Source organism: Providencia sp. PROV223, from assembly GCF_028479245.1.
Lineage (GTDB): Bacteria > Pseudomonadota > Gammaproteobacteria > Enterobacterales > Enterobacteriaceae > Providencia > Providencia rettgeri.
On the sequence record NZ_JAMPNG010000017.1, the window covers coordinates 25,201 to 51,858 of the forward strand.

At 41.6% G+C, this 26,658-nt stretch carries 23 protein-coding genes; 17 read left to right on the forward strand and 6 right to left on the reverse strand.

The window, feature by feature from the left end; genetic code table 11:
* Positions 1–16: 16 nt before the first annotated feature.
* The 3 genes from PR767_RS16770 to hemP form a co-directional block, all read right to left on the reverse strand.
* Complete coding sequence (locus tag PR767_RS16770) at positions 17–1,066, reverse strand: hemin-degrading factor (RefSeq protein WP_272520643.1); 1,050 nt, start codon at positions 1,064–1,066, stop codon at positions 17–19.
* A gap of 25 nt (positions 1,067–1,091) precedes the next feature.
* Positions 1,092–3,104 carry a TonB-dependent hemoglobin/transferrin/lactoferrin family receptor gene (locus PR767_RS16775; RefSeq protein WP_272520644.1) on the reverse strand — a complete coding sequence of 671 codons (2,013 nt, stop codon included), beginning with the start codon at positions 3,102–3,104 and terminating at the stop codon, positions 1,092–1,094.
* Between the two features lie 431 nt (positions 3,105–3,535).
* Entirely contained in the window at positions 3,536–3,709 is a 174-nt protein-coding gene (gene hemP, locus PR767_RS16780) for a hemin uptake protein HemP (protein WP_004912942.1), read from the reverse strand.
* A 209-nt stretch (positions 3,710–3,918) separates the two neighbouring features.
* On the opposite strand from hemP, the gene PR767_RS16785 reads away from it, so the two are divergent.
* The 12 genes from PR767_RS16785 (at position 3,919) to PR767_RS16840 (ending at position 17,865) form a co-directional block, all read left to right on the forward strand.
* The gene (locus PR767_RS16785) at positions 3,919–4,548 is read left to right on the forward strand and encodes an NAD(P)H-binding protein (RefSeq protein ID WP_004912939.1); all 630 of its coding nucleotides are present in this window, start codon (positions 3,919–3,921) and stop codon (positions 4,546–4,548) included.
* Positions 4,549–4,574: 26 nt separating this feature from the next.
* Entirely contained in the window at positions 4,575–4,802 is a 228-nt protein-coding gene (locus PR767_RS16790; protein WP_004912936.1) for a hypothetical protein, read from the forward strand.
* Between the two features lie 401 nt (positions 4,803–5,203).
* Positions 5,204–6,256, forward strand: coding sequence for a UDP-glucose--hexose-1-phosphate uridylyltransferase (locus PR767_RS16795; RefSeq protein ID WP_004912933.1), 1,053 nt, complete (start codon positions 5,204–5,206; stop codon positions 6,254–6,256).
* An 80-nt stretch (positions 6,257–6,336) separates the two neighbouring features.
* Positions 6,337–7,491 (forward strand): galactokinase, encoded by a 1,155-nt coding sequence (gene galK / locus PR767_RS16800; protein WP_272520645.1) that lies wholly within the window; start codon positions 6,337–6,339, stop codon positions 7,489–7,491.
* 33 nt (positions 7,492–7,524) lie between these two features.
* Positions 7,525–8,565, forward strand: coding sequence for a galactose-1-epimerase (gene galM / locus PR767_RS16805; RefSeq protein WP_272520646.1), 1,041 nt, complete (start codon positions 7,525–7,527; stop codon positions 8,563–8,565).
* Positions 8,566–8,719: 154 nt separating this feature from the next.
* The gene (locus PR767_RS16810; RefSeq protein ID WP_004912929.1) at positions 8,720–9,724 is read left to right on the forward strand and encodes a substrate-binding domain-containing protein; all 1,005 of its coding nucleotides are present in this window, start codon (positions 8,720–8,722) and stop codon (positions 9,722–9,724) included.
* A gap of 262 nt (positions 9,725–9,986) precedes the next feature.
* Positions 9,987–11,618, forward strand: coding sequence for a sodium/sugar symporter (locus PR767_RS16815; RefSeq protein ID WP_036958441.1), 1,632 nt, complete (start codon positions 9,987–9,989; stop codon positions 11,616–11,618).
* 287 nt (positions 11,619–11,905) lie between these two features.
* Positions 11,906–13,981 (forward strand): TonB-dependent siderophore receptor, encoded by a 2,076-nt coding sequence (locus PR767_RS16820; RefSeq protein WP_272520647.1) that lies wholly within the window; start codon positions 11,906–11,908, stop codon positions 13,979–13,981.
* Positions 13,982–14,029: 48 nt separating this feature from the next.
* Positions 14,030–14,812, forward strand: a complete 783-nt coding sequence (locus PR767_RS16825; protein ID WP_004912924.1) for an ABC transporter ATP-binding protein — start codon at positions 14,030–14,032, stop codon at positions 14,810–14,812.
* Positions 14,803–15,729: an ABC transporter substrate-binding protein gene (locus PR767_RS16830; protein ID WP_272520648.1), complete on the forward strand. Its 927-nt coding sequence runs from the start codon at positions 14,803–14,805 to the stop codon at positions 15,727–15,729. Before PR767_RS16825 ends, PR767_RS16830 begins: the two co-directional genes overlap by 10 nt.
* Entirely contained in the window at positions 15,719–17,689 is a 1,971-nt protein-coding gene (fhuB, locus tag PR767_RS16835; protein ID WP_272520649.1) for a Fe(3+)-hydroxamate ABC transporter permease FhuB, read from the forward strand. Before PR767_RS16830 ends, fhuB begins: the two co-directional genes overlap by 11 nt.
* Before the next feature lie 14 nt (positions 17,690–17,703).
* Positions 17,704–17,865 carry a hypothetical protein gene (locus tag PR767_RS16840; RefSeq protein WP_162598875.1) on the forward strand — a complete coding sequence of 54 codons (162 nt, stop codon included), beginning with the start codon at positions 17,704–17,706 and terminating at the stop codon, positions 17,863–17,865.
* 1 nt (position 17,866) lies between these two features.
* Here PR767_RS16840 and PR767_RS16845 read toward each other — a convergent pair whose 3' ends face one another.
* On the reverse strand, positions 17,867–18,847 hold the full coding sequence (locus tag PR767_RS16845; RefSeq protein ID WP_004912912.1) for a LacI family DNA-binding transcriptional regulator: 981 nt from the start codon (positions 18,845–18,847) through the stop codon (positions 17,867–17,869).
* A gap of 269 nt (positions 18,848–19,116) precedes the next feature.
* Here PR767_RS16845 and PR767_RS16850 point away from each other — a divergent pair, with 269 nt between their 5' ends.
* The 5 genes from PR767_RS16850 to PR767_RS16870 are packed head-to-tail and all read left to right on the forward strand — an operon-like array spanning position 19,117 to position 24,602.
* Entirely contained in the window at positions 19,117–20,034 is a 918-nt protein-coding gene (locus PR767_RS16850; protein WP_272520650.1) for a GNAT family N-acetyltransferase, read from the forward strand.
* Positions 20,035–20,061: 27 nt separating this feature from the next.
* Positions 20,062–21,312, forward strand: a complete 1,251-nt coding sequence (locus tag PR767_RS16855; RefSeq protein WP_004912906.1) for an MFS transporter — start codon at positions 20,062–20,064, stop codon at positions 21,310–21,312.
* A gap of 1 nt (position 21,313) precedes the next feature.
* A complete protein-coding gene (locus tag PR767_RS16860; protein WP_272520651.1) occupies positions 21,314–22,390 on the forward strand; it encodes a Gfo/Idh/MocA family protein in 1,077 nt (358 codons plus the stop codon).
* The gene (locus tag PR767_RS16865) at positions 22,387–23,451 is read left to right on the forward strand and encodes a sugar phosphate isomerase/epimerase family protein (RefSeq protein ID WP_211889394.1); all 1,065 of its coding nucleotides are present in this window, start codon (positions 22,387–22,389) and stop codon (positions 23,449–23,451) included. The genes PR767_RS16860 and PR767_RS16865 overlap by 4 nt, the downstream gene beginning before the upstream one ends.
* An 11-nt stretch (positions 23,452–23,462) precedes the next feature.
* Complete coding sequence (locus PR767_RS16870; RefSeq protein WP_117162492.1) at positions 23,463–24,602, forward strand: Gfo/Idh/MocA family protein; 1,140 nt, start codon at positions 23,463–23,465, stop codon at positions 24,600–24,602.
* Positions 24,603–24,909: 307 nt separating this feature from the next.
* Here PR767_RS16870 and PR767_RS16875 read toward each other — a convergent pair whose 3' ends face one another.
* Both PR767_RS16875 and PR767_RS16880 read right to left on the reverse strand, forming a co-directional pair.
* Positions 24,910–25,242 carry a DMT family transporter gene (locus tag PR767_RS16875; protein WP_371021498.1) on the reverse strand — a complete coding sequence of 111 codons (333 nt, stop codon included), beginning with the start codon at positions 25,240–25,242 and terminating at the stop codon, positions 24,910–24,912.
* A gap of 90 nt (positions 25,243–25,332) precedes the next feature.
* A complete protein-coding gene (locus PR767_RS16880; protein ID WP_004912893.1) occupies positions 25,333–26,634 on the reverse strand; it encodes an HdeD family acid-resistance protein in 1,302 nt (433 codons plus the stop codon).
* Positions 26,635–26,658: the final 24 nt, after the last annotated feature.

A 26,658-nucleotide genomic window follows, 5' to 3' on the forward strand; every position in this document is an offset into this window, starting at 1 on the left:
AATAAGTTACCTAGGTTTAAATACGGGGTAATGCGGTGACTTGTTGGCGCCATTGCTCTTGCTCTGGAGTCCCTTCCGTACGCTGCCCATACATTTGTGCGATTTGATTTCCTTGGTTATCGAAGACTTCAAGGCTTGTCACATGGCCATCTTGCGTTGGCTTACGTGTAACCCAGCATTCGGCGATACCATTTTCAATCATGTGCAAGGTGAAATCAGGATTGAAAATATTTAGCCACTTTAAGTCTGAACCTTCACTTTGGTATGGCATGATTTTTTTGATTTCACCAGTGAAAATTTGCACACATCCGCGGTTGCCCACAAAAATCATAATTTCGTTTTGATCTTTGAACGCAGTGTTAATCAGCTGATTGAAGGAATCATTAGGCACTTTCCAAGCCAAATCATCACTGACTGCGGCGAAAACTTGCTGGCGGCTGAGGTTATTTTTCTTCAGGAGAACAAAAAATTGGTGAACGTCTGTCATGTTGCGCCATTCTTGTTCTAGTTGTTGTTTTAGCTCTTCACTAACGGGCTGGCTGGTAAATGGCGCTGCTGCTTCATGGATGAGTTCCGGGTTATCTTGGGTAGCATATTTTTCAATCAGTGCTTGCCATGCCGCCATATCCGTTTCATCGGTGGTGTAAACTTTATGTAGCGCATCACCTTGTTTATCAAAGAATTGGATACTATGGCGCTCACCGTGTTTGCTATCTTCTGTCAAAGCAAAGATAGCGTCCCAATGGCTGAAAAACATTCGTAAATCAAGGGCTCGAGGGTTTAAAATTAAGCCGCCATGTGGGCTAAATGTCGCATTGTCATAGCGACCAACTTGCTCATGAACCACATATTCGTTGCGTGTAATCGCTTTCACTTTTCCAACAGTGGCTAATTCTGTCAACAAAGTGGGGGCATCGACGTTTAAACGAACAGCTTTGTCGTGACCAACACGACTATGCAGGAGCTGAGATTCAGATACATTTAAATAGGCGGCGAGATCGCGAGCGTATTTGGCTTTGTTCTCTGTTTTTGCTTGTTGGTAACGCTCGTAAAGTGCTGAATTCACGTTTATCTCCTTAATATTGTGTGAATTACCATTGGAAGCTGACAAGCAGCTTGGCATTACGTCCATCTTGAGGAATGCCTTGTGATGAGTAGTATTCTTTATCAAAAGCATTGCCTAACACGACACTGGTTTCTAACCCTTTGAGTTGTCCTTCACCTTGGTAACTCACATAGAAGTCATGTATGGCATAGCCGGCTTGTTGTTCAGCTTTAGAGGCTTTATTGAAGTCGGTATGGCGCGTAAACTCGCCTAACCAGCCCACTGAAAAACCGCTGTCTGCGATAGGCACAGCCAAATTACTGGTGACAGAATCAGGTTTAATTGATGTTATTGATTTTCCATTAGATTCATCTTTTCCTTCAGTATGGTTATAAGCCAAACTCCAATTGAAATAGTCGGTTTTATAATCCATCGAGGCATCCCATCCCCAAATTTTTGCACGTTTAGTATTGATTGATGTGGTGTAGTTATTTTGCAGAACATATCTATCAACATTCACATATGTGTTGATGTAATCTTTCGCTTTGGTATCAAAATAGCTGGCTTTAAATTGCAGGTTATCCCTTTCCATCAATAAGTCATCGAAACGCAGACCAAAACCATATTCTGCCGTACGGGTTGATTCAGGTTTCAGATTAGGGTTTGGTTTCCATCGATTAACGATTGGCCCCATTTGGAAGTGGACCTCGTCGTTATACATTTCCATCATAGAAGGGGCTCGGAAGGCTTCTGAATATGACGCAAATAGCATCGACCACTCTGTTGGTGTGATGCTAACGGCCCCTTTAGATGACCATTTGCCTTTTTTCACATCTTCATTGCCATCGGATGTGGCTTTATAGTGGTCATAGCGCGTACCGACAATAAAGGAAACAGGCAAATCTTTTAGGCTAATTTCATCTTGTAAAAATCCAGATGCAAAGGTGATGTCCGCATCGGGGAATTGGGTGGTATTTGCATAAGGGGTTTGTTTTTGCTTATAAGCTTCACTGCCGTAAGTCAGGTTATGTGACGCTAATGGCAAGTTATAAAAGTTAGAGCGGTTATCTGCTTTTATGCCATAAGTTTTTTGTGTACGGCCTTCATAGGGGGTTCCTTGGCCTTTTGCTGTGATATTAACATCGGAGTAATAAGGCGTGACTTTAAAATTTAACCATTCCTGTGAGCCCGGTTTGATTTGATAAGTCATCTGCGCATCACGTTGGCGGGTGGTGCGGTTAACTTTTAGATTGTCACTCCCCGCATTAATTTCTTGCGGATTTTTCGGCTCATTGGCATCGTTATTATAATAACACACTTGGCCAGAAAGCTTTTGTGCATCATCAATTTGCCAAGTACCTTTCGCGAGCAGGTTACCGATGGTTTCTTTGTTTTTCATGTCATCGCCATTACTCATGCGGACATTACCGGTTTCTTTAGTCACAAAACTGAATAGCCCATCAAGGTCATCACTACGGCCAAATGCGGTACCACCGAAACCGAAGCTATGATCGCCTGTAGCGGCTTCGGTAAAGACACGGAAACCGTGGTCTTGGCCTTCACGCAACAAATCTTTGGCATCAACCGTTTCCCAAGCAATCACACCGCCCATAGCACCACTGCCATAAAGCAAGGCTGAAGGGCCACGGATGATTTCAACTTGCTTAATCAGAGCCGGGTCGATAAACGTGCCATTAACATGGCCTGTATCTGTGCCTTGGCGAATACCATCAACTAAAGTCAAAATGCCGCGTCGATCAAACCCGCGCATATAAATATCTTGCCCATTCGCTCGGCTGGTACCGGTGACGCCAATTCCAGGGACTTTGCGTAAAATATCATTGACCGTGCTGGCCGTTTTTGTTTCAGGTGAATCGTTTTTAATCACGGTAACCATCATCGGAGTTTCGAAGCTGTCACGTTCGCTACCTGTGGCATAGACGGTCATCACATCATGATGATTTTTTTTTGGTGTTGGCTCTGTTGTTTGTGCTTGAGCACTTGCTATCACGCCTAAAATGGCACTGGTCAGGACTGACATTCGCAAAACAGGGGACATAATTGTGATACTCCATATAGTTTTTATCTGTATTAAGCAGAGTGAATTCGCATTAATTGATGACGATGCATTGGTCTGGAGGACCTGAATTCGGTATGACACAGGAAAAATTGCATGTAAGCAGTGTCTGAACATAGCAAGAGGAGTGAACACATAATGAAAGTATAAAGCTGAGGTAATAGCAGACTACTGGTTTGTGTTCAGCAGGGCTATTTGGGATTTTGCACATGAAAGCGACCGCTGTGCGATAGTAAAGTATCGAGTGACTATCCTTGCTAATTCGATATTTAGCGGTACAAATGTGGAATACAGACGTCAGTTTAAACTCCATAAGAAACCTTTTCCTATGTTTAGATTAAGCTGGCTGCCTGGATAATTGACCTAGGTGGCTTGCGAATTAAGTTTTGGTGCGACTTACTTTGGGTTCGGTTTTACTTAGTTAAGATCAACTTACCTGTACGCGTTTGTCTCAATTGATAAAGTTCGCCATTATGTTGAATTGAGACCTTACCGGCAGGGCCCAATAATTGTTGGCTTTCTATCACGTCAGTTTTAACGGTTTGTTTTGCCGTTTCGACGGTATTTTCTGCAACTGGGGCTGTCATATTATTTACCATACTAAGTTTGTTGATAATCGAAATGATATTGATAATGATTATCTTTAGAATGATTGCTAATATCAAGCAATTTTCACAATCAAACAACAAAAGAGCCACAAACAACTAAGTTAGTACGAAAAAACAGCATGAATCTAGTGGAAGCCCACTGACAAGGCTATAATTGAATTTCTCCATTCATTGCATGGGTGAATAAAATGAAAATATTACTGTTAGGCGCGACAGGGCTTGTGGGAAGTCATGTTTTATCCTTGGCTCTTGCAGACTCTCGTGTGACTCAGGTGATAGCACCAACACGACATGCATTAGCAGAACATGAGAAATTACAAGCACCTATTGTAGATTTTAATCATCTGCCTGATGAGGCTGCATTATGGGAAGTCGATGCGGTGATTTGTGCACTGGGTTCAACTCTCAAAGCAGCAGGGTCGAAAGCGGCATTTCGTCAAGTAGACTACACTTATCCTTTAACTTGTGCAGAGCTGGCCAAAAAATGGCACTGCCCGACATTTGTGTTGACTTCTGCTTTGGGGTCAAATGCGAAGTCACCTTTTTTTTATAGCCGAGTAAAAGGGCAGCTCGAACAAGATTTAATGTCACTGGGTTTTGATTCTTTAACTTTGGTTCGGCCGAATGTGATTAGTGGTGACCGCCAAACAGCGCGCTTGGGTGAAGTCGTTGTGATCCGTATTATTTCTTTTCTATCACCTATACTGCCAGCTAGTTGCCAAGTTAGCCCCGCAACAAATATTGCGAAAGCATTATTTGAGGCCGCTGTGGCTCCCTCTAAAGGGGTTCATGTTATTTCATCTAAACAGCTGATATAACACTGAGTCGTTCATTTTTATTAGTTATGCTGATTTTTATTTCACATAAAAATGCCGCTGGGGCTTTAACAGGGTTTGTCAGTCTATTCGCTTATATTGGGGCATCAATCGCAGGATATTCATTATCAATCGTTATTGAAAAATACCAATGGAATGGTTTCTATTCCTTACTATTAGGCCTATCCATTTTCTTAATTTTACTGCTAATTATTGTAATGGTAATGACGAAGAAAGAGGTCAGCGTGGAAGGTTGATTCTTCTATAGCGTTATACTAAACCAAGTCTACAATAGTCGGCTTGATTGCTTGCAAACCTACCTCTGAATTTGTGTTAATAAACTCGATTACTTGCATCGCCGTCCATCTAAGGGGCGGCTTTTTACTTAACTTGCAGCCAAATATTATTATTTTACTCAAAATGGACAGCTTTATATTTTTGTGTAAACGTTTACACTAATCGAGATGGATCACAGAATCCTATTGAAACTCGTTGCTATAATTCGTGGTAACGACAGGTTTGAAGGTGAAGTTATGCTTAAGCAGTATTGAGGGAGAAGATAAATGCAACAGGATCAACGATTGATGATAGGGCTGTGGATGGCTGCGGATAGCAATCAAATATCCCCAATGGTGATGAAATTGAGGAGACAGATAAGATGAATACAATGCCATTTAACCCTTCGGATTGCCCCCATCGTCGCTATAACCCATTAACGGGCCAATGGGTGTTAGTGTCTCCCCATCGAGCAAAACGCCCGTGGAGCGGTAAAGATGAAAAGTCATCAATAGAAGATTTACCTCAGTATGATGCACACTGCTTTCTTTGCCCGGGTAATACAAGGGTTTCAGGGGAGGTCAATCCTAACTACCAAGGGACTTATGTATTCCAAAATGACCATGGTGCATTATTAGCACAACCCTGTGCCCAACCTGATAATCAATCTGAGTTGTTTCAATCACAATCGGTGAGTGGTGTTAGCCGAGTGATCTGTTTCTCTCCTGATCACAGTAAAACACTGCCAGAGCTGTCTGTGCCTGAACTTGAAGGCGTTATCGAAACATGGCAGCAACAAATCGCCGAATTAAGTGAACACTATACTTGGGTTCAAGTTTTTGAAAATAAAGGGGAAATAATGGGGTGCTCTCAACCTCATCCTCATGGACAAATTTGGGCTAGTGATTTTTTACCCAATGAAATTGCACGTAAGGACCACTTTCTCGCGCAATATTATCAACGTCATGACCGTAATTTATTAATTGATTATATTAAAGCAGAACAACAAGATGGCTCACGGATTGTTGTTGAAACTCAAGAGTGGATTGCACTTGTCCCTTATTGGGCGGCTTGGCCATTTGAGACGCTGTTACTACCAAAACAACATATTCGCCGCATGGATGAAATGAATGAAGTCATTCGCGCAGACCTTGCTATAGCGCTAAAAAAACTCACAAGTCGCTACGATAACCTATTTCATTGCTCTTTCCCTTATTCAATGGGATGGCACTTTGCGCCTTTTATGAATGAAAGCCAAAGTATCGAACATTGGCAATTACATGCTTTATTTTATCCACCATTACTGCGTTCAGCGACAGTGAAAAAGTTCATGGTGGGGTATGAAATGTTAGCGGAAACCCAGAGAGACATCACGCCAGAACAAGCCGCGCAACGTTTACGTGAGGTGAGTGACTGCCATTATAAACAAAATTAAACCGCTAAATAATTTATCAAATTGTAATTAACTTGGCTGTGTGCTGGGTTAAGCAAATGACGTATTAAGGATAATAAAAAATGGAAACGTTAAAGCAAACTGTTGCCACATCGTTTGAAAAAACCTTTGGTTATCAACCTGAAATATATATTCAAGCGCCAGGGCGAGTGAATCTTATCGGTGAACATACAGACTACAATGATGGTTTTGTTTTGCCTTGTGCGATTGACTACCAAACGATGACTGCAGCAGCAAAACGTGATGATCGCATCATTCGAGTCGTTGCGGCTGATTACCATAATGAGTGTGATGAATTCAGTTTGGATGGCGATATTACATTTTTGCCTGAAAAAATGTGGGCGAACTATATACGCGGCGTAGTGAAGTTTCTCTTACAAAGAGGGTTTTCGTTTAATGGTTGCGATATTGCAGTCAGTGGAAACGTTCCGCAAGGAGCGGGCTTAAGCTCTTCAGCTTCACTAGAAGTTGTGATTGGACAAACACTTAAAGCCTTGTATCAATTAGATATTAGTCAACAAGATATCGCGCTGAATGGCCAACAAGCTGAAAACCAATTTGTTGGTTGTAACTGCGGTATTATGGACCAACTGATTTCAGCTTGTGGTGATGCAGGCCATGCTTTACTTATTGATTGCCGTAGCTTGGCGCTATTTCCTATTTCCATACCTGATGATTTGGTTGTGATGATAATCAATTCAAATAAGCAACGAGGCTTAGTTGGGAGTGAATACAATACACGCCGCCAACAATGTGAAGAAGCCGCCAATTTGTTTGGAGTGAAAGCGTTGCGTGATGTCACATTTGATGATTTTTTGCAGCAGCAACACCAATTATCTCCTATTGTTGCCAAGCGAGCTAAACATGTGATCAGTGAGAACGAGCGTACTTTGGCGGCAGCAAAAGCATTAACGCAAAATGATTTATTGCAACTAAGCGAATTAATGGCGCAGTCACATATTTCCATGCGTGATGATTTTGAAATCACAGTTAAAGAAATTGATACTTTAGTGGATATCGTTAAGTCCGTTTTAGGTGTTCAAGGCGGGGTACGTATGACTGGAGGGGGCTTTGGTGGCTGTGTGGTTGCAGTGATGCAGCAGCAATGTGTTCAACCAGTGATTGACGCGGTAGAAGCGCAATACCAGAAAGCGACAGGTTTACAAGCCGATATTTATGTATGCCAACCTAGCTCAGGTGCGAGTGTGGTGCGTTAAAAGCAAATCAACACATTGAGAAGTTGAAATAACATGATGTTTACTCAAGAAAAAAATCAGACATTAGGTTCACCCAAAGTCGTCGTGTTAACCAACAAAAATGATATGGAAATTACCCTGACAAGTTTAGGGGCAAGTTGGCTAAGTTGTATTTTACCACTAGCGAGTGGGAAACGAGACGTTGTCCTAGGTTCGCCAAATATGGATAAACAGGAGGAACAAGACGTGTATTTGGGGGCGACAGTGGGGCGCGTGGCTAACCGTATCGCGAATGCACGCTTTTCTATTCATGGTGAAAATTATTTAGTATCAGCCAACCAAGGGGTGAATTGCTTACATGGTGGGAAAGATAATTTTAGCTATCGAGTTTGGGCAGTTTCACAGCCTAGTGCTCAACAGGTTATTTTTTCACTTATTTCGCCAGATGGTGACCAAGGTTTTCCTGGGGAATTGAACGTTGAGGTGAGTTATGAATTAACGGATGAAAACCAAGTGATTATCCGCTATAAACACCAAACTACAAAGAGCTGCCCTGTGAACCTAACCAATCATGCTTATTTTAATTTGGCAGGTGAAGGTAGTGATAAAACAGCTCTAGATCACGCTCTTACGATTTACAGTGATTGTTATTTACCGACAGATAAAGCAGGGATCCCCAGTGGGGAGTGGCGTAATGTGACTGGTGGTAATTTTGATTTTCGCCAAAGCAAGCTCATTGGCCGCGATTTTCTCCAAGATAACGACCAAGTTTCTGCCGGGGGATATGACCACACATTTATTCTCGATACAGCTCGTATTGATGGACGGCAAACGGTGGCATCGCTGTGTGCTCCTGAGAGGGACGTAAAAATGAATATTTCTACAACGATGCCCACCATGCAGCTTTATACAGGGAATTATTTGATTTCAGTTGCGGGTAAAACAAAATCGTATACGCCTTTTTCTGGTGTTGCATTTGAAACGCAATTTCCACCTGATGCAGTTAACCACCCTGAATGGGGGGAGCGATACAGCCCGATTTCACAGCCTAATCAAATATATTGTAGTGAAACGTGTTATCAATTTATTTTTTAGGCCTACTGTTGATTAACACCGCTGAAATGCGGTGTTTTATTTTTCTATATTATGCATAGATGAGTCTTAGCTAAATAATTTTAATATGCGCTATGCCATTGTTTTTAATTCTAGCTCATTGTTTAATAAGCCATCCTAATTGTAGAGGTGCACGATGGCGACAATCAAAGATGTGGCAAAAGAAGCGGGTGTTTCTGTTGCAACTGTTTCACGGGTGATTAATCAATCACCTAAGGCAAGCCAAGCTTCTATTGCATCAGTAAAAAAGGCAATGAATAAGCTAGGGTACCGCCCAAATGCGGCGGCTCGCGCGTTAGTGAACCAAAGCTCAAATACAATTGGGGTGCTCGTTAACGATGTGTCAGACCCATTTTTCGGTGTTATGGTTAAAGCTGTTGATGCGGTAGCTCATAAAAATGGTAAACATATCTTGATTTGTAACGGTTATCATAATGCAAAGGAAGAGCGCCAATCTATTGAGCTGTTGATTAACAACCGCTGTGATGCTTTGGTCATTCACTCTAAAGCCCTTGATGATGCAGAACTACTCCAATATGCGAACGAAGTCCCGAGTATGGTACTGATCAACCGCCATATTGATGAGATTGCAACCCGCTGTATTTCATTAAATAACTACAAAGGTGCCTACTTAGCGACGGAACACCTCATTCGTCATGGACACACTAAAATTGCGTACATCTCTTCAAATCACCAAATTGAGGATGCGATACAACGTTTGCAGGGCTATCGAGACGCATTGAAAAATAATGGTATTCAACTGCCTGATAGCTATGTTGAATATGGTGCTCCTTATGGGGAAGGTGGCGAGCAAGCGATGACTAACTTGCTGATAAAATCACTTGAGATCACTGCGGTCGTGGGCTACAACGATTTTATGGCTGCGGGTGCCATCGCGGTATTAGATGAAAATGAAATTCACTCGCCAGAACAAGTTTCGGTTATTGGTTTTGATGATGTATTGATTGCCCGCTATATCCATCCACGCTTAACAACGATTCGTTATCCCATTCAAATGATGGCAGAAAAAGCCACTCAGTTAGCACTTTCCTTAGCAAGAGGGGAAAAAACGACAGTTGAAAGTTTGATTTACTCACCGACACTGGTTCAACGTAATTCAGTTAGGCCTTTGCACGCCTAGTGATTTTATAGGCATAAAATTACCGCATTTCGTGTAAACGTTCTCATTAATATTTGATGAGCTTCACGGAATCATCAAAAAATAGATTACTTTCGAGTAATTCGTCTTCGTTCTTTTCTAAAAACTTGCATTAAAATCTGTTATTTAACTCACTAAGTTAACGTTGTTGAGGATATTGTGAAAATATGTGATTCATTTAACGGTGATATTTTGTGGTAACGTTTACACTGGCTTCGTGATCATTTGGCGAAGGAATTTGATTATGCAAACTGAAGGGGTTGGGTTAAGCACATTAGATTACGGAATATTCATTCTGTATGTGCTTATCATTATTAGTGTGGGTCTTTGGGTTTCTCGAGATAAAAAAGGACAAAAAAAAGGTACAAAAGACTATTTTCTGGCAGGAAAAACATTACCTTGGTGGGCGATAGGTTCTTCACTGATTGCGGCAAATATCTCTGCAGAGCAGTTTATTGGTATGTCCGGCTCTGGCTTTTCAATTGGTTTGGCTATCGCATCCTATGAATGGATGGCAGCACTAACTCTGATTATTGTCGCAAAATACTTTATGCCCGTATTTATTGATAAAGGTATTTTTACCATTCCAGAATTTGTTGAAAAACGCTTTAATAAAACGTTAAAAACGATCTTAGCCGTATTCTGGTTAGCATTATTTATCTTTGTTAATTTAACTTCAGTTCTCTATTTAGGGTCGTTAGCATTACAGACAATCCTAGGTATTCCAATGCATTATGCTATTTTTGGTTTAGCATTATTTGCAGTGATTTACTCTCTTTATGGCGGGCTATCTGCGGTTGCGTGGACGGATGTCGTACAAGTTTTCTTTTTAATTTTAGGCGGTTTTTTAACCACAATAATGGCGGTGAGCTATATTGGTGGTGATGCGGGTTTATTCGCGGGTATGAGCCGTATGGCAAGTGAAGCGCCTGCACATTTTGAAATGATTTTAAGCCAAGACAACCCGCAATTTAGCAATTTACCCGGTATTGCCGTATTAATTGGCGGACTATGGGTTGCCAATTTATATTACTGGGGCTTCAACCAATATATTATTCAACGTGCATTAGCGGCCAAATCAATTAATGAAGCGCAAAAAGGCTTGGTTTTTGCGGCATTTCTCAAACTGATTGTCCCAATCCTTGTTGTTGTACCGGGTATTGCTGCATTTGTGATTGTTTCTGACCCTGCATTACTGGCGGGATTAGGAACAATGGCACAAGAGCATATGCCAACACTGGCCCAAGCGGACAAAGCCTACCCATGGTTAACTCAATTCTTACCTGTCGGCGCTAAAGGGGTCGTATTTGCGGCATTAGCTGCAGCTATCGTTTCTTCTTTAGCTTCCATGTTGAACTCAGTGGCAACTATTTTCACCATGGATATCTACAAAGAATACATTGCTCCATCAACCGCGGATCATAAGCTAGTGAATGTCGGCCGGATTAGTGCAGTTGTTGCGTTAATTGTGGCATGTTTTATCGCACCATTATTAGGTAACATTGGACAAGCTTTCCAATATATTCAAGAGTATACGGGGTTAGTTAGCCCTGGTATTTTAGCGGTATTCTTACTAGGCTTATTTTGGAAGAAAACCAATGCAAAAGGTGCGATTATCGGTGTGCTGCTCTCAATTCCGTTTGCGCTATTCTTAAAACTGATGCCGTTAGGTATGCCATTCCTTGACCAAATGATGTACACCTTCTTCTTTACTGCAGTCGTGATTGGTTTAATTAGCCTGACAACGGCAAAAGAAGATGACTGTGAGGGGGCGATTATTTTAACGTCCGAGACCTTTAAAACGTCGACAGGTTTCAATATCGCATCCTACGCAATTATGGTTATCTTGTGTGTGTTATATGCGTTGTTCTGGTAGTGCAATATTTCTAACCACCTGATAAGTAAATGATAGCACTAGGCGGGAAGGAACACTCCCGCCTTATTTTTTGCATTTATTAACTTAAATAATGACCTAACATTAGTATCGAAATCATTTTCGTTATTCTCGCTTAATAATCTCCCTTCTTTATGTATGGTTAATTGTGTCTAAATTGATTTTTTTAATAACTATTTGTTATAAGTAAATATGCCAAATTGATTTTAATTTGACTTATTTTTAGGAATAATACTGAGACTTATTATTATTATCATTGGAACTATTTTGTGAAAAATTTAGGTTTATTTCGTTTACATCAGGTTGCCATTTTCACCTTGTTAGCGCTGGCTGTTCAAAACCAATCCATGGCAAATGAACAAAATAGCGACAAACAAGACTCTTTCGTTGTCAGTGCACAAGCACTCAAAGTGAATACTGCGCTGCAAGAAACGCCAAAATCTGTTTCGATTATTACGGAACAAGATTTGACTATACATGCTCCGCAAAAAATTGATGAAGCACTTCGTTATACTTCGGGGGTTGTTGCACAGCCTTACGGGGCTGATAATGATACTGATTGGTTCAAAGTTCGCGGTTTTGATGCCGCAACCTATATAGATAATAGCCGGTTATATCGAGATGGCTACTATACTTGGTTGCTTGAGCCTTATGGGTTGGAAAGTATTGAAGTCGTGAAGGGGGCATCAGCCGTTCTCTTTGGCGAATCCACTCCTGGAGGCGCTGTTAATTTAGTAACGAAAAAACCATCTATTAATGCTAAAAATGAAATATTTTTAGAAGCGGGTAATAACGATCACCAAGCGCTAGGTTTTGATCTTTCTACGGCGTCAGCCGATGCAGGTGCCCGCTACCGTTTAGTTGGAACGATGAAAAAATCAGATGGGGAGCTCAAAGACACAGATAATAAACGTATTTATCTGGCGCCAAGTGCGGCATTTGACTTGTCTGATCAGACTGTACTTACGTTAATGGGAACGTATCTGCACGATGATGGTACGCCCACGAATCCTTTTTTCCCAGCAGCGGGAACATTAATTCACTCTAATTATGGCAAAATTAAACCATCAACCAATTTAGGTGAGCCTGATTACGATAAATATAAGCGAACTCAGTTCTCAGTGGGTTATTTATTAGAACATCAATTTAATGATGAGTGGCGTTTTGCACAGCGTGTGAATTATGGTTACAACGACCTAACACTCAGAAGTGTTTATGCCTTCTTTAATGCAGATCCTGCCGTGCAGGAATTGGAGCGAGGTGTTGTTTTTCGCGATGGTAAAAACCAAAGTTTTAGCTTAGATAACAATATCGTCGGTGAATGGGATAGTGAGCGGTTTGAAAATACCTTACTTGCGGGTATTGAATTCCAATATCATCAAACTAAAGGTGATGAACAGGATAATTATGCTTTTGGTAAAATTAACCCATGGAAACCAGTTTATGGGCACTATACCCCACTTGACCCATCAAACAACATTCATCGCACTATTGATAAAACACAAACTAGTATTTATTCACAATACCAAACAAAGCTTGATAGCAAATGGATTGGGGTCGTTGGTGCACGTTATGATTGGGTAAAAACTGAAAATAAAGCACATAAAAAAGCAGAAGATGAGTCTAGAAACGATGGGCAGATGAGTTTAAATGCGGGTTTAATGTATATCGCTGACAATGGCATTTCACCTTATTTAAATTACTCTCAATCTTTTGAAGTTCAATCGACAATCGACCCAACGACCCAAAAACTGTATAAACCACTTAAAGGTGAGCAATTTGAAGCAGGTATCAAATATACGCCTTATTTTATGGATGGTTATTGGAATATTGCTTGGTTCGATATCGAACAAAAAAATGCGTTAGTGACCAATCCCAAGACTTTTATTGCAACTCAAACGGGTAAGGTGACTTCACAAGGTATAGAAACAGAGCTCTTCGCAAGTGTTACTGATAATTGGGATATCAAAGCGACATACACTTATACCAATGCGCAAACAGATAATACGGGAGGAAAAGGACGCAAGCAGGCTGGCATTATCCCCAAACATATGGCGACTGCCTGGGCTGACTACGAAATTCCAATCATGAGTAACCAGTCGTTAAAACTCGGAACTGGTATTCGCTATTATGGTCAATCAAAAGACAACCCAGCGAGCAGTAACCTTTCTGTTCCTAGTGCGACGCTCTGGGATATGGCCGCGATATATCAATTATCGAACAATTGGCAGTTCCAGTTTAATATGAATAACATTCTCAATAAAGAGTATGTTTCATCTTGTGATTACTGGTGCTACTACGGCCAATCGCGTTCATTTGTGTTACAAACAAAGTACACTTGGTAATTTTAAAAAAGGCATGCTAATAGCCTTGGCATGCCTTGAGTCCTTTCTATGTTTCGATTAGCAAATATTAATATCGTTCGCGATCATCGTTCTATTTTATCTATAGATTCGTTAAATATACCGACAACAGAACTCACAGTGGTTCTTGGTCATAATGGCTCTGGAAAATCTACACTGGTTAACCTTCTTTCTGGGCAGATGGCACCGGATAGCGGACAAATCGATTTAAATGGTACGAGTCTTTCTCGATATAAAACGAAAGAATTAGCGCAGAAAATCGCGTATTTACCACAAAAACTGCCAGCCTCAGCGGGGCTGTCTGTGAAAGAACTCGTGCGGTTAGGTCGTTTTCCGTGGCGAGGTGCACTTGGTCGTTGGCAAGCTGACGATGAAATTATTATCCAGCAAGCAATGGAAAAAGCGGGAGTTGAGGGGTTTTCTTCGAGCTTAGCGGACAATTTGTCTGGTGGAGAGCGCCAGCGCGCATGGGTTGCCATGTTACTTGCCCAACAATCACCGGTTTTAATACTGGATGAACCGACTTCTGCATTAGATATTCACCATCAATACCAGTTAATGAATTTATTGAGTGAGCTTAATAAAGTTCATGGGATTGGTGTGATTGTGATCCTTCATGACCTCAACCTTTCTTTACGCTATGCAACACACATAGTGGCATTAAAAAAAGGGAAAATAGAATTTGAGGGAAAAAGTGTTCTTCTTCATGATGAAGCAAGGCTATCGTCACTCTACGATACCCCGATTAAGTTAATACCACACCCTAATTTTCCAGAGTCAGAACATCATAGGGTTGCTATCGTATGCGCTTAAAAATCAATTTGCTTGGCTTTATTTTATTAACAAGTACATTATTATGCTCATTTTATACACGGGCTTATTCTGTTACGGACAGTCGTGGTATTGTCGAGTTCAATTCGCCGCCTCAGCGTGTTGTGGTTTTAGATTGGGATTTACTGGAGCAGCTATTAACCCTTGAAGTTACCCCTATTGGCGCCACGGAATTAGAGAGTTACCAGCAATGGGTTGTTGACCCTGTTGTTCCTTCTTCGGTCAAAGAGGTAGGAACCCGGGCTGAGCCTAATTTAGAGCAAATTGCCGCATTGAAACCTGATGTTATTATTGCAAGTAGCGCGCAAGAAGATTTACTGCCTTTATTGGAAAAAATAGCGCCAGTCGTTTATTTATCAAATTTTGCACGTCAAGATGATTCAGGGCTTGTAGCCATTGCTCATTTTAAAACGTTAGCTCACTTATTTAACAAGACCTCTTTTGCCGATGAATATTTAGTGAAAATGGATAAACGTTTTGCTGAATTAAGATCACAGCTTGAACGAGCTTTTTCCACAAAACCAAATGTTGCTGTTATCCGATTTTCAAGTTTAAGCACTATTTTTCTTTATACTGAGAACTCAACGCTAAATTATGTTCTTGAACAGCTTGCATTAAAGCCCGCTATTTTAGTTCCCGCACGAGCTTGGGGAATAGAGCAGAGACGAATAAATTCATTACAGTTTATTAATGACGGGTACGTGTTATATATCAAACCATTTGTAGAAGAAAAAAAACTAAATGATTCTATTTTATGGCAGTCGATGCCCTTTGTTAAGCAAGGGCGGGTAAATAGTGTTCGTCCCGTTTGGAATTATGGTGGTGTATTCTCCTTGCAATTAATGGCGGAAGCATTAACAGAAAGCTTATTACAGGTTGCTCCTCATAATGACAACTAAACAGTACTCAATACTATTTTTTGTATTAATAGTGTTTGCGCTGATTAATCTTCAGCTCGAACCTGGGGTTATACTCAGTCAACAATTATTTTTAATTATTCATCCTGCTTCAGCCGATACATTTGCTGATTATTTTTATTTATATGGCCAATTACCACGCCTTGCTATGGCATTATTAGTGGGTGCGACTTTTGGTTTATTGGGCAGTTTGATGCAGCAATTAACACAAAATAATCTTACTTCACCACTGACATTAGGTTCATCATCCGGTGCTTGGTTAGCATTAGTGGTAGTCAATATTTGGTTTAGTAATGAGATTGGGTTATATCAAACGCTAGCTGCGATGGTGGGAGCATTACTTGCATTTGGATTGGTAATATTAATTGCAGGTATTCGTAATATGACAGGTATTCCGTTGGTTGTTTCGGGAATGGTCATAAATATTTTGTTTGGAGCTATAGCGACCGCATTAATTACATTAAATTCGCAATTTGCACAAAACATTTTTATGTGGGGAGCAGGAAATTTAGCGCAAGATGGTTGGCAAAAAGTGGTTGGTTTATTACCTTTATTGTTCCCTGTCATTATTATCATCTGTTTTGCACCGCGTATTTTGACATTATTGAAATTAGGCCATGAGGGGGCTAAAGCTCGTGGCTTATCCGTTTTACCTACTTTCTTACTTTTTATTGTTTTAGCATCTTGGTTAGTGGCGGCGACTATTTCAACTGTAGGGGTTATTAGCTTTATTGGTTTATTAGCCCCAAATATAGTACGGCGAATGGGTAATATGAGTGCAAGGCAAGAGTTATTAAACAGTGCAGTTGTAGGCGCTATTTTATTGCTTCTTGCAGACAGCGGGGCTATCGCACTAACAAACTACCTTAATATTGTGGTTCCTACGGGGGTAATGACTGCTGCTATTGGCGCTCCTTTATTGATCTGGTTTAGCCGCCGAGCAATGACAGCGCAAGATCAATTATCGATAGGGCTATTACCAACAAAAATAATACTTTCCAAAACTACGGTATGTGTTCTTATTTTATTGTTAGCAAGTGGACTTGTGTTTTCACTTTGCTTACAAATTAATGGTGAACAATATTATTGGCAACTGCCGTCAAGTTTTCAATGGGATATTAAATGGCCTCGCTTATTAGCGGCTATATTTTCTGGCTTAGCATTGAGTATTGCAGGGGTTTTACTACAAAGAATTATTTATAACCCGTTGGCCAGCCCAGATATTTTAGGGGTTTCTTCAGGAGCTACAGCGGCACTTGTTCTATTTAGCTTACTATTAGGCACTGCTATTCAAACCTCATTTTGGGGTATTGCTTTAATCGGGAGCCTGATTGTATTAGGAATATTGTTGTACCTAGGTAAACGACATCAATACGCACCAGCAAGCTTAATTTTGACAGGGATCTGCCTAACGGCAACGTTAGAAGCTTTTGTTCAGTTCTTTTTAGCTCAAGGTACATTGAGTAGCTATCGGATATTATTATGGCTTTCAGGGTCAACTTATCGCGTGGAAGGGCTGCAGGCCATTATTTTTTCAATCAGTATTGTTGTGTTAGCTATATTAGCGATCACGTTAAATCGTTGGCTAGTTTTATTATCAATTAGTCGAACATTTGCACAGGGAAGAGGACTAAATTCACAATTAGCGACTATATTGCTGTTAATCTTAGTTGCATTATTATGTGCTTTTGTCACTTCTACTGTTGGCCCTATTGCATTTCTTGGTTTAGTTGCACCCCATATGGCTTTTTTAGTTGGTGCTAAAAAGGCGAAACAACAACTTATTATTAGTGGATTGATCGGCAGTATATTAATGGTTTGGGCAGATTGGATAGGACAAATTATTATTTATCCAACACAGATAGCAGCTGGAATATTTGTCGCTATTTTAGGTGGCGGATATTTTTTATTGCTGATGGCGATGAATAAAATCAAGTCATAATTTATGGTATAAATATGGCTAGCCAAATCGCTATTCAAGGAGACCTAACTAATATTGATAAGTCAGGTCATATCGCTATGGCCATAAAAAAATATAAATACGAAAAGAAAATAGTAGTATTTATCTTATCCGTATTATTTCAATATCACAGCTCCAGAATGGAAATAAAAAGGTGAGTTAAGTTGAGCCACGCTCAATTAATTGCCATTCGAGGATTTCATGGCTGTCATCGAGTTTCGGGTGCTTAATTTTATTGAGTAGCAGTTGAACGCTACGGATGCCAAATTGATGCATCGGCTGTACAATAGTACTTAATGGCGGCGTGGTTACTTGACCGAAGGGCACACCATCAAACCCTAACACGGCAATATCATTCGGAATATGCCAACCTTGCTGATGCAAAACACTCATTGCACCGCCTGCAATGACATCAGAAATCGCGAATACGGCATCGGGTTTGGGCGCATTTTGCAGTAACTTTTCCATGGCCTTCGCCCCCGCGGTGTAATCTAATTCTTCTACATATTCGATTTTACAATACTCAAAGCCAAGTTCAGCGAGGGCCTTTCGATACCCTTGTTCCCGTTGCTGCGAATAGAGGTAACGCATATCACTGTTAATTAATGCAATGCGTTGGCGATTTTTCGCTGCTAAATGATAAACGCCAGCGCTAGCGGCTTGTAAATTATCAATAGTAACCGAAGACGCACGAAATTCAGGATCCCCCTCACCACACTGCACCCACGGAAAATCCCCAATCATATCAGTAAGTCCCGGCAAACAACTCACTGCATCCATAGTGATGACGCCATCAACAACCTTACCTCTGAGTAAACTCAGATAAGCGGATTCACGCGTTGGATTGGATTCAGAATTACATAACAAAATATGATAGCCGTGGCGTTCCGCTTCTTCTTCAATACCTCGTACAACCAGTGAACAAAAGGGGTTAGTTATATTAGATACCAACACTAATAGCATGCGACTACGTGAGGTGCGTAGTTGGCGCGCTAATAAATTAGGCTGATAATTACACTGAGCGATGGCGGCGAGAACTTTATCGCGAGTTGCCGGTTTGACAATATGTTGATCATTCAATACCCGTGAAACCGTTGCGGCAGAGACTCCTGCGATTTTCGCCACTTTTTCTATCGACATTGTTCACTTTTCCTTTTGTCTATTGCCATGCACAGTATGCAACATCGTGATGAAAAGTACGATTGATACAAGCAACTTGTGATGCAGATTGCAAATTTATCTTTTAGGTCATTATTGAACCATTCAGCTAGTTGCTGAAAGAAACAATTTGGCTATATTTTATAAATGAAATCGATTTCAGTAAAAATGAAATCGATTTCATTTTGGAGTTTAGCTGCCATTTAGTGAAAAGCCTCATTTTATAAACAATAAAACATGAGAGGTAATGAATGGATATACAACTACAACTTGCGAAATACACTGATCGGAGTGAAGTCGCGCATTTGATTTATCACTCAACGAATGTCTGGTATCAGCAACATGGTTTAGGCGAAATATTTCAGTCTGCGCCTGAAGAGTGCCATTTATTTGTTGATGTATACCAACAACTTGATCCTGACTACCACTGGGTAGCCCGTGATTCACAACTTAATATTCTTGGCTCGTGTTTTTTTCACCCACGAGAAACCCATTTGGGTCTTGGGATTATGAATGTCCATCCCAATGCATTTGGACAGGGTATTGCAAAGAAATTATTGTCCAAAGCAGATGAATTAGCAGGAAATATCCCCATTCGCTTAATTTCAAGTGCCCTGAATTTAGACTCTTATTCTCTTTATCGCCGCGGCGGTTTTACACCTTATGCAATTTACCAAGATATGGCGATTTCAGTACCAGAGCAAGGCGTAAATCTCCCTCGTTTGACCGAAGGAATTGTGCGAGATGCTCGAACCGAAGACTTACCGGCTATTTTACAATTGGAAGCGGATTTATTGGGTATTAGTCGTCAGCGGGATATTGAATATTTTTTGAATGATACCAGCGGGTTATGGCGAATTGCAGTCTGGGAGCATAACCAGCACATCGAAGGTTATCTTGCCTCTATCGCACACCCCGCATCGAGGATGCTAGGACCCGGCTGCAGCTATCGTGATGAGGTAGCACTGGATTTACTCGGTTGGATGTTAGACAAACATCATCGTGGTGCGACGCCAGTAGTTTTAGTTCCCACAGAGCGAAGCGCACTATGCCAAGCGCTATTGCGATGGGGCGGTCGAATTTGTGAACTGCATCTTGCGCAAGCCAAAGGTTATGCGCAGAAACCAAGCGGCGTGGTTATGCCGTCCTTTTTACCTGAAAGTGGCTAATAAAAAATAGAAATTATTGGGGGTCTTATGGGTACAAATAGTCTTGCTCAAGGCGGTAAAAATACTGCCCATGTATGGGTAGTACCGCGATTGGCGTTAATGATGTTCCTTCAATTTTTTGTGTGGGGGGCATGGTATGTCACGCTAGGGGTTGTCATGGGGAAATATGGCTTATCAGCAATTATTGGTGATGCTTATTCGACAGGACCCATCGCCTCTATTTTATCTCCTTTTGTACTAGGGATGGTGGTTGACCGTTTCTTTGCATCACAAAAAGTGCTTGGCGTGCTGCATCTCATCGGTGCCGCTTTATTATGGATGATCCCAAGTTACTTTACGGGGGGGCATAGCGGTTTATTATGGATAATCTTTGGTTATATGCTTTGCTATATGCCAACTATTGCTCTTAGTAACAACGTTGCCTTTTATAGTTTACCGAACAGTGAGAAAGCGTTCCCAGTTGTGCGTGCATTCGGTACATTTGGTTGGATTGTCGCGGGGTTGATTGTCGGTTCAACAGGGTTATCAGATAGTACAGAAATTTTTACCTTGGCGGCAGCGGCTTCGTTGGTACTAGCGATTTACAGCTTTACATTACCACACACGCCAGCACCAGAACGGGGTAAGCCTGTAGCAATGCGCGACTTGTTATGTGCGGATGCGTTTGCCATGCTTAAGCAACGTCATTTCTTAGTTTTCATCATTTGTGCAATGCTGATCTCCATCCCATTGGCGGCTTACTATGCCTATGCGGCGCCATTTGTTGCAGCGACAGGGTTTACTAACGTTGGTGGCGTGATGTCTTTAGGGCAGATGTCAGAACTGTTCTTTATGTTATTGATACCCTTCTTCTTTGCGCGTCTTGGCATTAAAGTGATGTTACTCATTGGGATGCTGTCTTGGTGCTTACGTTATGTCATGTTTGCCTTAGGGATCGCTGAAGAACTGCGCTGGATGATTTATATCGGCATTTTCTTACATGGTATGTGCTATGACTTCTTCTTTGTTATTGGTTTTATCTATACAGACAAAGTTGCTGGCGAGAAAGTAAAAGGGCAGGCGCAGAGCTTGTTGGTTTTGTTTACCTATGGCGTGGGGATGTTAATTGGTTCACAAATCAGTGGCATGCTGTTCAATAGCATTGTTACAACGGAAGGCGCAGCGGCTCTGCCACAATGGCAAAGTTTCTGGTGGTACCCAGCGATAGGTGCGTTACTGATTGCCGCATTGTTCTTCTTCGCGTTCAACTATAAAGAAAAGCCAGTGGAGGGGAAATAAGATGGCTAATTTACGCGTCTTAGTCGTTGGTTGCGGCAATATGGGAGCCTCTCATGCAGAGGCTTACCACCGAATGGAAGGGGTTGATATCTGCGGGCTGGTGGCTCGTGGTCATTCAAAAGACATTCTCAATGAACATTTAGGTGGTGAATATGCCACGTTTGATAATTACGAACAGGCATTAAAAGCAACGCAACCAGATGCGGTTTGCTTAACGACATACCCTGATACTCATGAAGCTTATGCATTGCTAGCACTCAAGGCAGGCTGTCATGTGTTTATTGAAAAGCCATTAGCCACTACGGTTGAAGGGGCTAAGCGTGTCATTGCTGCGGCTAAACAAGCCCATCGACAAGTGGTGGTCGGTTATATTTTGCGTCATCACCCATCGTGGCAACAATTCATTCATCTAGCTCATGAGCTGGGTAAGCCATTAGTGATGAGAATGAATTTGAATCAACAAAGCCATGGTCAGATGTGGAATGTACACCGTAACTTGATGCAATCACTATCACCGATAGTTGACTGCGGCGTTCATTATTTAGATGTGATGTGCCAAATGACACAAGCTCAACCAGTGAGTGTCAGCGCTATTGGCGCAAGATTGACCGATGAATTACCAGACAACATGTATAACTATGGTCAATTACAGGTTCGTTTTGATGATGGCTCAGTGGGTTGGTATGAGGCGGCTTGGGGGCCAATGATCAGCGAAACGGCGTATTTTATCAAAGATGTCATAGGCCCTCGAGGTGCGGTTTCGATAATGGCTCGCCATGGAGAGGGAAATAGTGACAATGTCGATGGGCACACGCGCACTGACTCTTTACGTATTCACTATGCAGAGCTTGATAAAAACAATGCCTTTAAGCATCCCGACCGTTGGGTTGACTGCCAAGACGAGCCAGACCATTTGGCGCTGTGCCTAAGTGAACAACGTTATTTTGTTCAAGCGATTACGGAACAATTTTCATTAGAACAGCATTTACAAGACGCACTCAATAGCTTGCGAATTGTTCTTGCTGCGGATGAAGCTGTGCGTACACAGCGCACCGTGATTTTAGGGAGTGAGTCATGAAAACAATCCAAGGCCCCGGTATCTTTTTGGCACAATTTATTGGCGAAAAAGCCCCTTTTAACTCATTAGAAGGCCTCGCTGAATGGGCATCAAGCCTAGGTTTTACCCATATCCAAGTGCCAACGATCGACCCACATATCTTTGATTTAGATTTGGCCGCCACAAGCCAAACTTATTGCGATGAGCTGGTTGCCATGTTACAGCAATATGGTATTCAGATCAGTGAGTTATCGACCCATATACAAGGCCAATTAATTGCGGTACATCCAGCGTATGACACGGTTTTTGATGGTTTTGCACCAGCGAGTGTTAGAGGTAATCCTCAAAAGCGCCAGCAGTGGGCGGTAGAGCAACTCATCAAAGCGGCAAAAGCCTCGCAGCACCTAAAGCTAACTACGCACGTGACTTTCTCAGGCGCGCTGGCGTGGCCTTATTTTTACCCTTGGCCCCCTCACAATGCACAACTGTTTGATGAAGCATTTACTGAACTTGCGCTGCGTTGGTTGCCTATTCTGAATGTGTTTGACGAGTGTGGCGTTGATGTGTGTTACGAGTTGCATCCAGGGGAAGACTTACACGATGGCGTGACATTTGAGCGTTTTCTCGGCCTTGTCGATAACCACCAGCGTTGCCATATTCTCTACGACCCAAGCCATTTATTGCTCCAGCAAATGGATTATCTCGCGTTTATTGATTGCTATCACCAACGCATTCGCGCATTTCATGTCAAAGATGCGGAATATTCACCAAATGGCCGTAGCGGTGTCTATGGTGGCTATCAATCATGGGTTGAGCGCGCAGGGCGTTTTCGTTCGTTAGGGGATGGCCAGATTGATTTTGTCTCTATTTTCAGCAAATTAACCCAGTACGGTTTTTCCGGTATCGCCACAATGGAATGGGAGTGTTGCCTTAAATCTCCAGATGTCGGGGCGAAAGAGGGAGCTGATTTTATCGCCAATCATATTATTCCAGCGGTTGATCATGCCTTTGATGATTTTGCAGCGGTAGATACTAATCTTCAACAAATCAGAGCGTTACTTGGGATCGTGAGTGATAAATAAAGGATAAGGCGATGAGACTAAAGCTGGGAATGGTTGGAGGTGGGGAAGGTGCATTTATTGGTGCAGTGCATCGATTAGCGGCTCGTATGGATGATGAGTTTGAGTTAGTCGCAGGCGCATTTTCTTCGAACGAGCAAAATTGTCAACGTACAGGGCAACGGCTGCACCTTGCGCCTGAACGATGCTACGCTAGCTATCAGCAAATGGCGCAAAGCGAGGCGGCACGTGGTAATGGCATTGATGTGGTTGCGATTGTCACGCCTAATCACTTGCATGCCCCTATTGCCGTTGAATTTTTGCGCTCAGGTATCGACGTGATCTGTGATAAGCCATTGTGTACATCATACTCAGAAGCTTTGCAGCTTGCCGATGTTGTGAGAGAAACGGGTAGGCAACTGATTCTCACGCATAATTACAGTGCTTATCCGCTAATTCGCGAAGCGCGCAGCCGGATATTAGCAGGGGAACTAGGCGAAATTCGTTATATTGAAGTGGAGTATTTGCAGCAATGGCTAGCAACACGATTAGAGGAAACTGAAAACAAGCAAGCGAGTTGGCGTACCGATCCACAAAAAGCGGGAGCGGGCTGTATCGGCGATATCGGTACTCATGCGTGGCAGTTAGCTTCATTTGTCACAGGGATGTTGCCAGAGGCCATTTGTGCGGAACTCACATCAATGATCCCTGAAAGAGTGCTAGATGATGATGTGCGTGTGCAAATGCGTTATCACAACGGAGCAAAAGGGCGTCTATGGGCGAGCCAAGTGGCCTGTGGTGAAGAAAACGGGCTGCGACTACGCATATATGGCAGCCAAGGGAGTCTTTCATTTTCCCAAGAAAATCCTAACCAGTTATGGTTAAAACCGTTTGATTCGCCAATGTATTGTGTGACACGGGGATCAATGTCTCAATGGGAGGAAAACCGTGCGATGTCAAGGGTTCCAGCCGGGCATCCCGAAGGATATTTAGAGGGTTTTGCTCAGGTTTATCGTGAGGCGGCAACTCGTTTACGCGAGGGAAGCGGTGCATCACCGTTATTACCAGGTATTGAAACTGGCTTACAGGGGATGGCATTTATTGATGCCGCAAAACGTAGCCATGATAGCTGCGGTCAATGGATTGATTTTACGCAATATCGTTGCTCATCATAATCTCTGCGATGGATGGTCTGAGGTTAATGAGTTGGTATAATCTATAACCTTTATGAAATATATTTCGGCACAGAGGCTGTAATAATGATTTTTTCTTTGTAATACGGATAAGCAAAAGCGACGAGGGGGAGTGAACCGGAAAGCTATACTGCTTGATAGAATCAGTTAAAAGGAGAGGATACCTCTCCTAGTGATGTTACACCACCAGCGTGGTGTAACAAAAAATGTTTCAATGTCGGTATGTATCTTGTTACGTGTGCAACTTAATGTCGTTATTTAATCCATTCTTGTTGAATAATTTCGACACTCAATGAGTAATTGATTTAGAGAACAGCTGGATAATAACAATTCCCAGCGCAATGCATGCTAGACCAATTAATGCTGGAAAATCAAGTTTCTGTTTATAAACAAAAAATGATAATGCTGAAACAAGAAATATTCCCGCTCCAGCCCATATCGCATAGGCGATACCAATATTCATACTTTTTACAACTTGGGATAATCCATAAAAAGAAATGGCATAACCAATAACGACAATAATACTGGGTACTAACTTAGTAAACCCATCAGACGCCTTCATCATGGTTGTCGCGGTTGTTTCAGCTATGATAGACACCATTAAGATTGCGTACACTTTCAGCATAAAAACCTCTTTAACTTATTTAGCAAACATTCCAAAATGACAATTTTAAACTATGTTTGAGATAAAAATGTCTAATGGCTATGAAACTCAACGCCTAAGTAAGCGTTTATACCAAGGGACTGGAACTGGGTGTACAATAGCCCGCAAAGCACGTGCATAATCCATAATTAATCCAGGGGTCCATGCCATCATCAGTGCACGCCGACGAATTTGAGCCGCAATCCATAACTCTGGCATGCAAAGTACATTTAAAATCCCGATAAAATCACTTCTCTTTTGCATAGACAAAACACCATCTAATGCAGCCTCCAAACCATATGCAACACTGCTGGAGCAGTTTTGGTATGTTAGGTTATAAATAGGATATTGGCGATATTTTTCCCAAAAACTCAATAAAGAAGCATAGTTATAAACATTGAAAACAATCTGTCTGTCAGATTCACACCATTCGGATGCTTCAGTTTGATAATTAGGCAAGAAACGCCCCGGAACATTATTATCAGCGGTTGCTTTTAGTAGCCTGAAAAACTCTGATGGAGAACGATCAATATCTTCTTCAGGGTACAAGCTGATATAGAGGTGCGGGTAGAGTTCTAGAGATGCATGCCCCGTCGAGATTACTCCTTCAGAATCAACAGCCGCAATATAACGATTAATAATTGGCCGTGGTACAGGGCGTTGGTTTGCGGAGCCTTCGGGGGTCCAGATATGAACAGTCAAAATAGTATCTTGTTCAGTTTCTCTACTTATAGTGGAAGATTGTGGGGTCTCTGTTATGGGTCGCATTGCCCCTTTTTTCTTAAACGACACAGGTAAAGGACGCATCAGTTCAAATATGGATGTTCCTCGTTGGATATGACGGGCTCGAAATGCTAACTTCAGGCATCCAAATCCACTTCCTATCATCAAAAAACCGATAAAAAAAGAAATTGTTGCTTGGTGATGGGTAAACAGAAAAAAGGCAAACAGCATTTCAATTACGCCCCATAATAGGATTAATTGCCATCCAGGAAAACGTACGATCCAAGCTGATGCAACAACAAATAATCCGGTAATAAAAAAAACAAAACCGAACATTGCTGACAATAATACATTGCTATATGTTTGATTAATCAAGATAACCAATGCACAGAACAAAAATAGACCACCTTTAAAGAAAAGTATCGTTTTTTGTGTTCCAATTCCGCTTGAAGCGACACTTAATGTGATCAGACTTTCAAGTAACAATAGAATACCAAACAAATGTATTGGAAAAAAAAGAATACCATCAACACCATCGATGAAAATAAATATACCAATAAAACACCAAAGGAGCCCAATCCCCCAGAGGTAATGTGCTTTTCCTCTGATAAATTCGGCACCGAAAAGTAATAATGCAATTTGTAGCATCACTTATCCTTTGTTATTACATCA

Bases quoted from the DNA above. Each gene is read 5' to 3' on its own strand.
- PR767_RS16775 (WP_272520644.1), bottom strand. From the start codon at position 3,104: ATGTCCCCTGTTTTGCGAATGTCAGTCCTGACCAGTGCCATTTTAGGC.
- hemP (WP_004912942.1), bottom strand. From the start codon at position 3,709: ATGACAGCCCCAGTTGCAGAAAATACCGTCGAAACGGCAAAACAAACC.
- PR767_RS16785 (WP_004912939.1), top strand. From the start codon at position 3,919: ATGAAAATATTACTGTTAGGCGCGACAGGGCTTGTGGGAAGTCATGTT.
- PR767_RS16790 (WP_004912936.1), top strand. From the start codon at position 4,575: ATGCTGATTTTTATTTCACATAAAAATGCCGCTGGGGCTTTAACAGGG.
- PR767_RS16795 (WP_004912933.1), top strand. From the start codon at position 5,204: ATGAATACAATGCCATTTAACCCTTCGGATTGCCCCCATCGTCGCTAT.
- galK (WP_272520645.1), top strand. From the start codon at position 6,337: ATGGAAACGTTAAAGCAAACTGTTGCCACATCGTTTGAAAAAACCTTT.
- galM (WP_272520646.1), top strand. From the start codon at position 7,525: ATGATGTTTACTCAAGAAAAAAATCAGACATTAGGTTCACCCAAAGTC.
- PR767_RS16810 (WP_004912929.1), top strand. From the start codon at position 8,720: ATGGCGACAATCAAAGATGTGGCAAAAGAAGCGGGTGTTTCTGTTGCA.
- PR767_RS16815 (WP_036958441.1), top strand. From the start codon at position 9,987: ATGCAAACTGAAGGGGTTGGGTTAAGCACATTAGATTACGGAATATTC.
- PR767_RS16825 (WP_004912924.1), top strand. From the start codon at position 14,030: ATGTTTCGATTAGCAAATATTAATATCGTTCGCGATCATCGTTCTATT.
- PR767_RS16830 (WP_272520648.1), top strand. From the start codon at position 14,803: ATGCGCTTAAAAATCAATTTGCTTGGCTTTATTTTATTAACAAGTACA.
- fhuB (WP_272520649.1), top strand. From the start codon at position 15,719: ATGACAACTAAACAGTACTCAATACTATTTTTTGTATTAATAGTGTTT.
- PR767_RS16840 (WP_162598875.1), top strand. From the start codon at position 17,704: ATGGCTAGCCAAATCGCTATTCAAGGAGACCTAACTAATATTGATAAG.
- PR767_RS16845 (WP_004912912.1), bottom strand. From the start codon at position 18,847: ATGTCGATAGAAAAAGTGGCGAAAATCGCAGGAGTCTCTGCCGCAACG.
- PR767_RS16850 (WP_272520650.1), top strand. From the start codon at position 19,117: ATGGATATACAACTACAACTTGCGAAATACACTGATCGGAGTGAAGTC.
- PR767_RS16855 (WP_004912906.1), top strand. From the start codon at position 20,062: ATGGGTACAAATAGTCTTGCTCAAGGCGGTAAAAATACTGCCCATGTA.
- PR767_RS16860 (WP_272520651.1), top strand. From the start codon at position 21,314: ATGGCTAATTTACGCGTCTTAGTCGTTGGTTGCGGCAATATGGGAGCC.
- PR767_RS16865 (WP_211889394.1), top strand. From the start codon at position 22,387: ATGAAAACAATCCAAGGCCCCGGTATCTTTTTGGCACAATTTATTGGC.
- PR767_RS16870 (WP_117162492.1), top strand. From the start codon at position 23,463: ATGAGACTAAAGCTGGGAATGGTTGGAGGTGGGGAAGGTGCATTTATT.
- PR767_RS16880 (WP_004912893.1), bottom strand. From the start codon at position 26,634: ATGCTACAAATTGCATTATTACTTTTCGGTGCCGAATTTATCAGAGGA.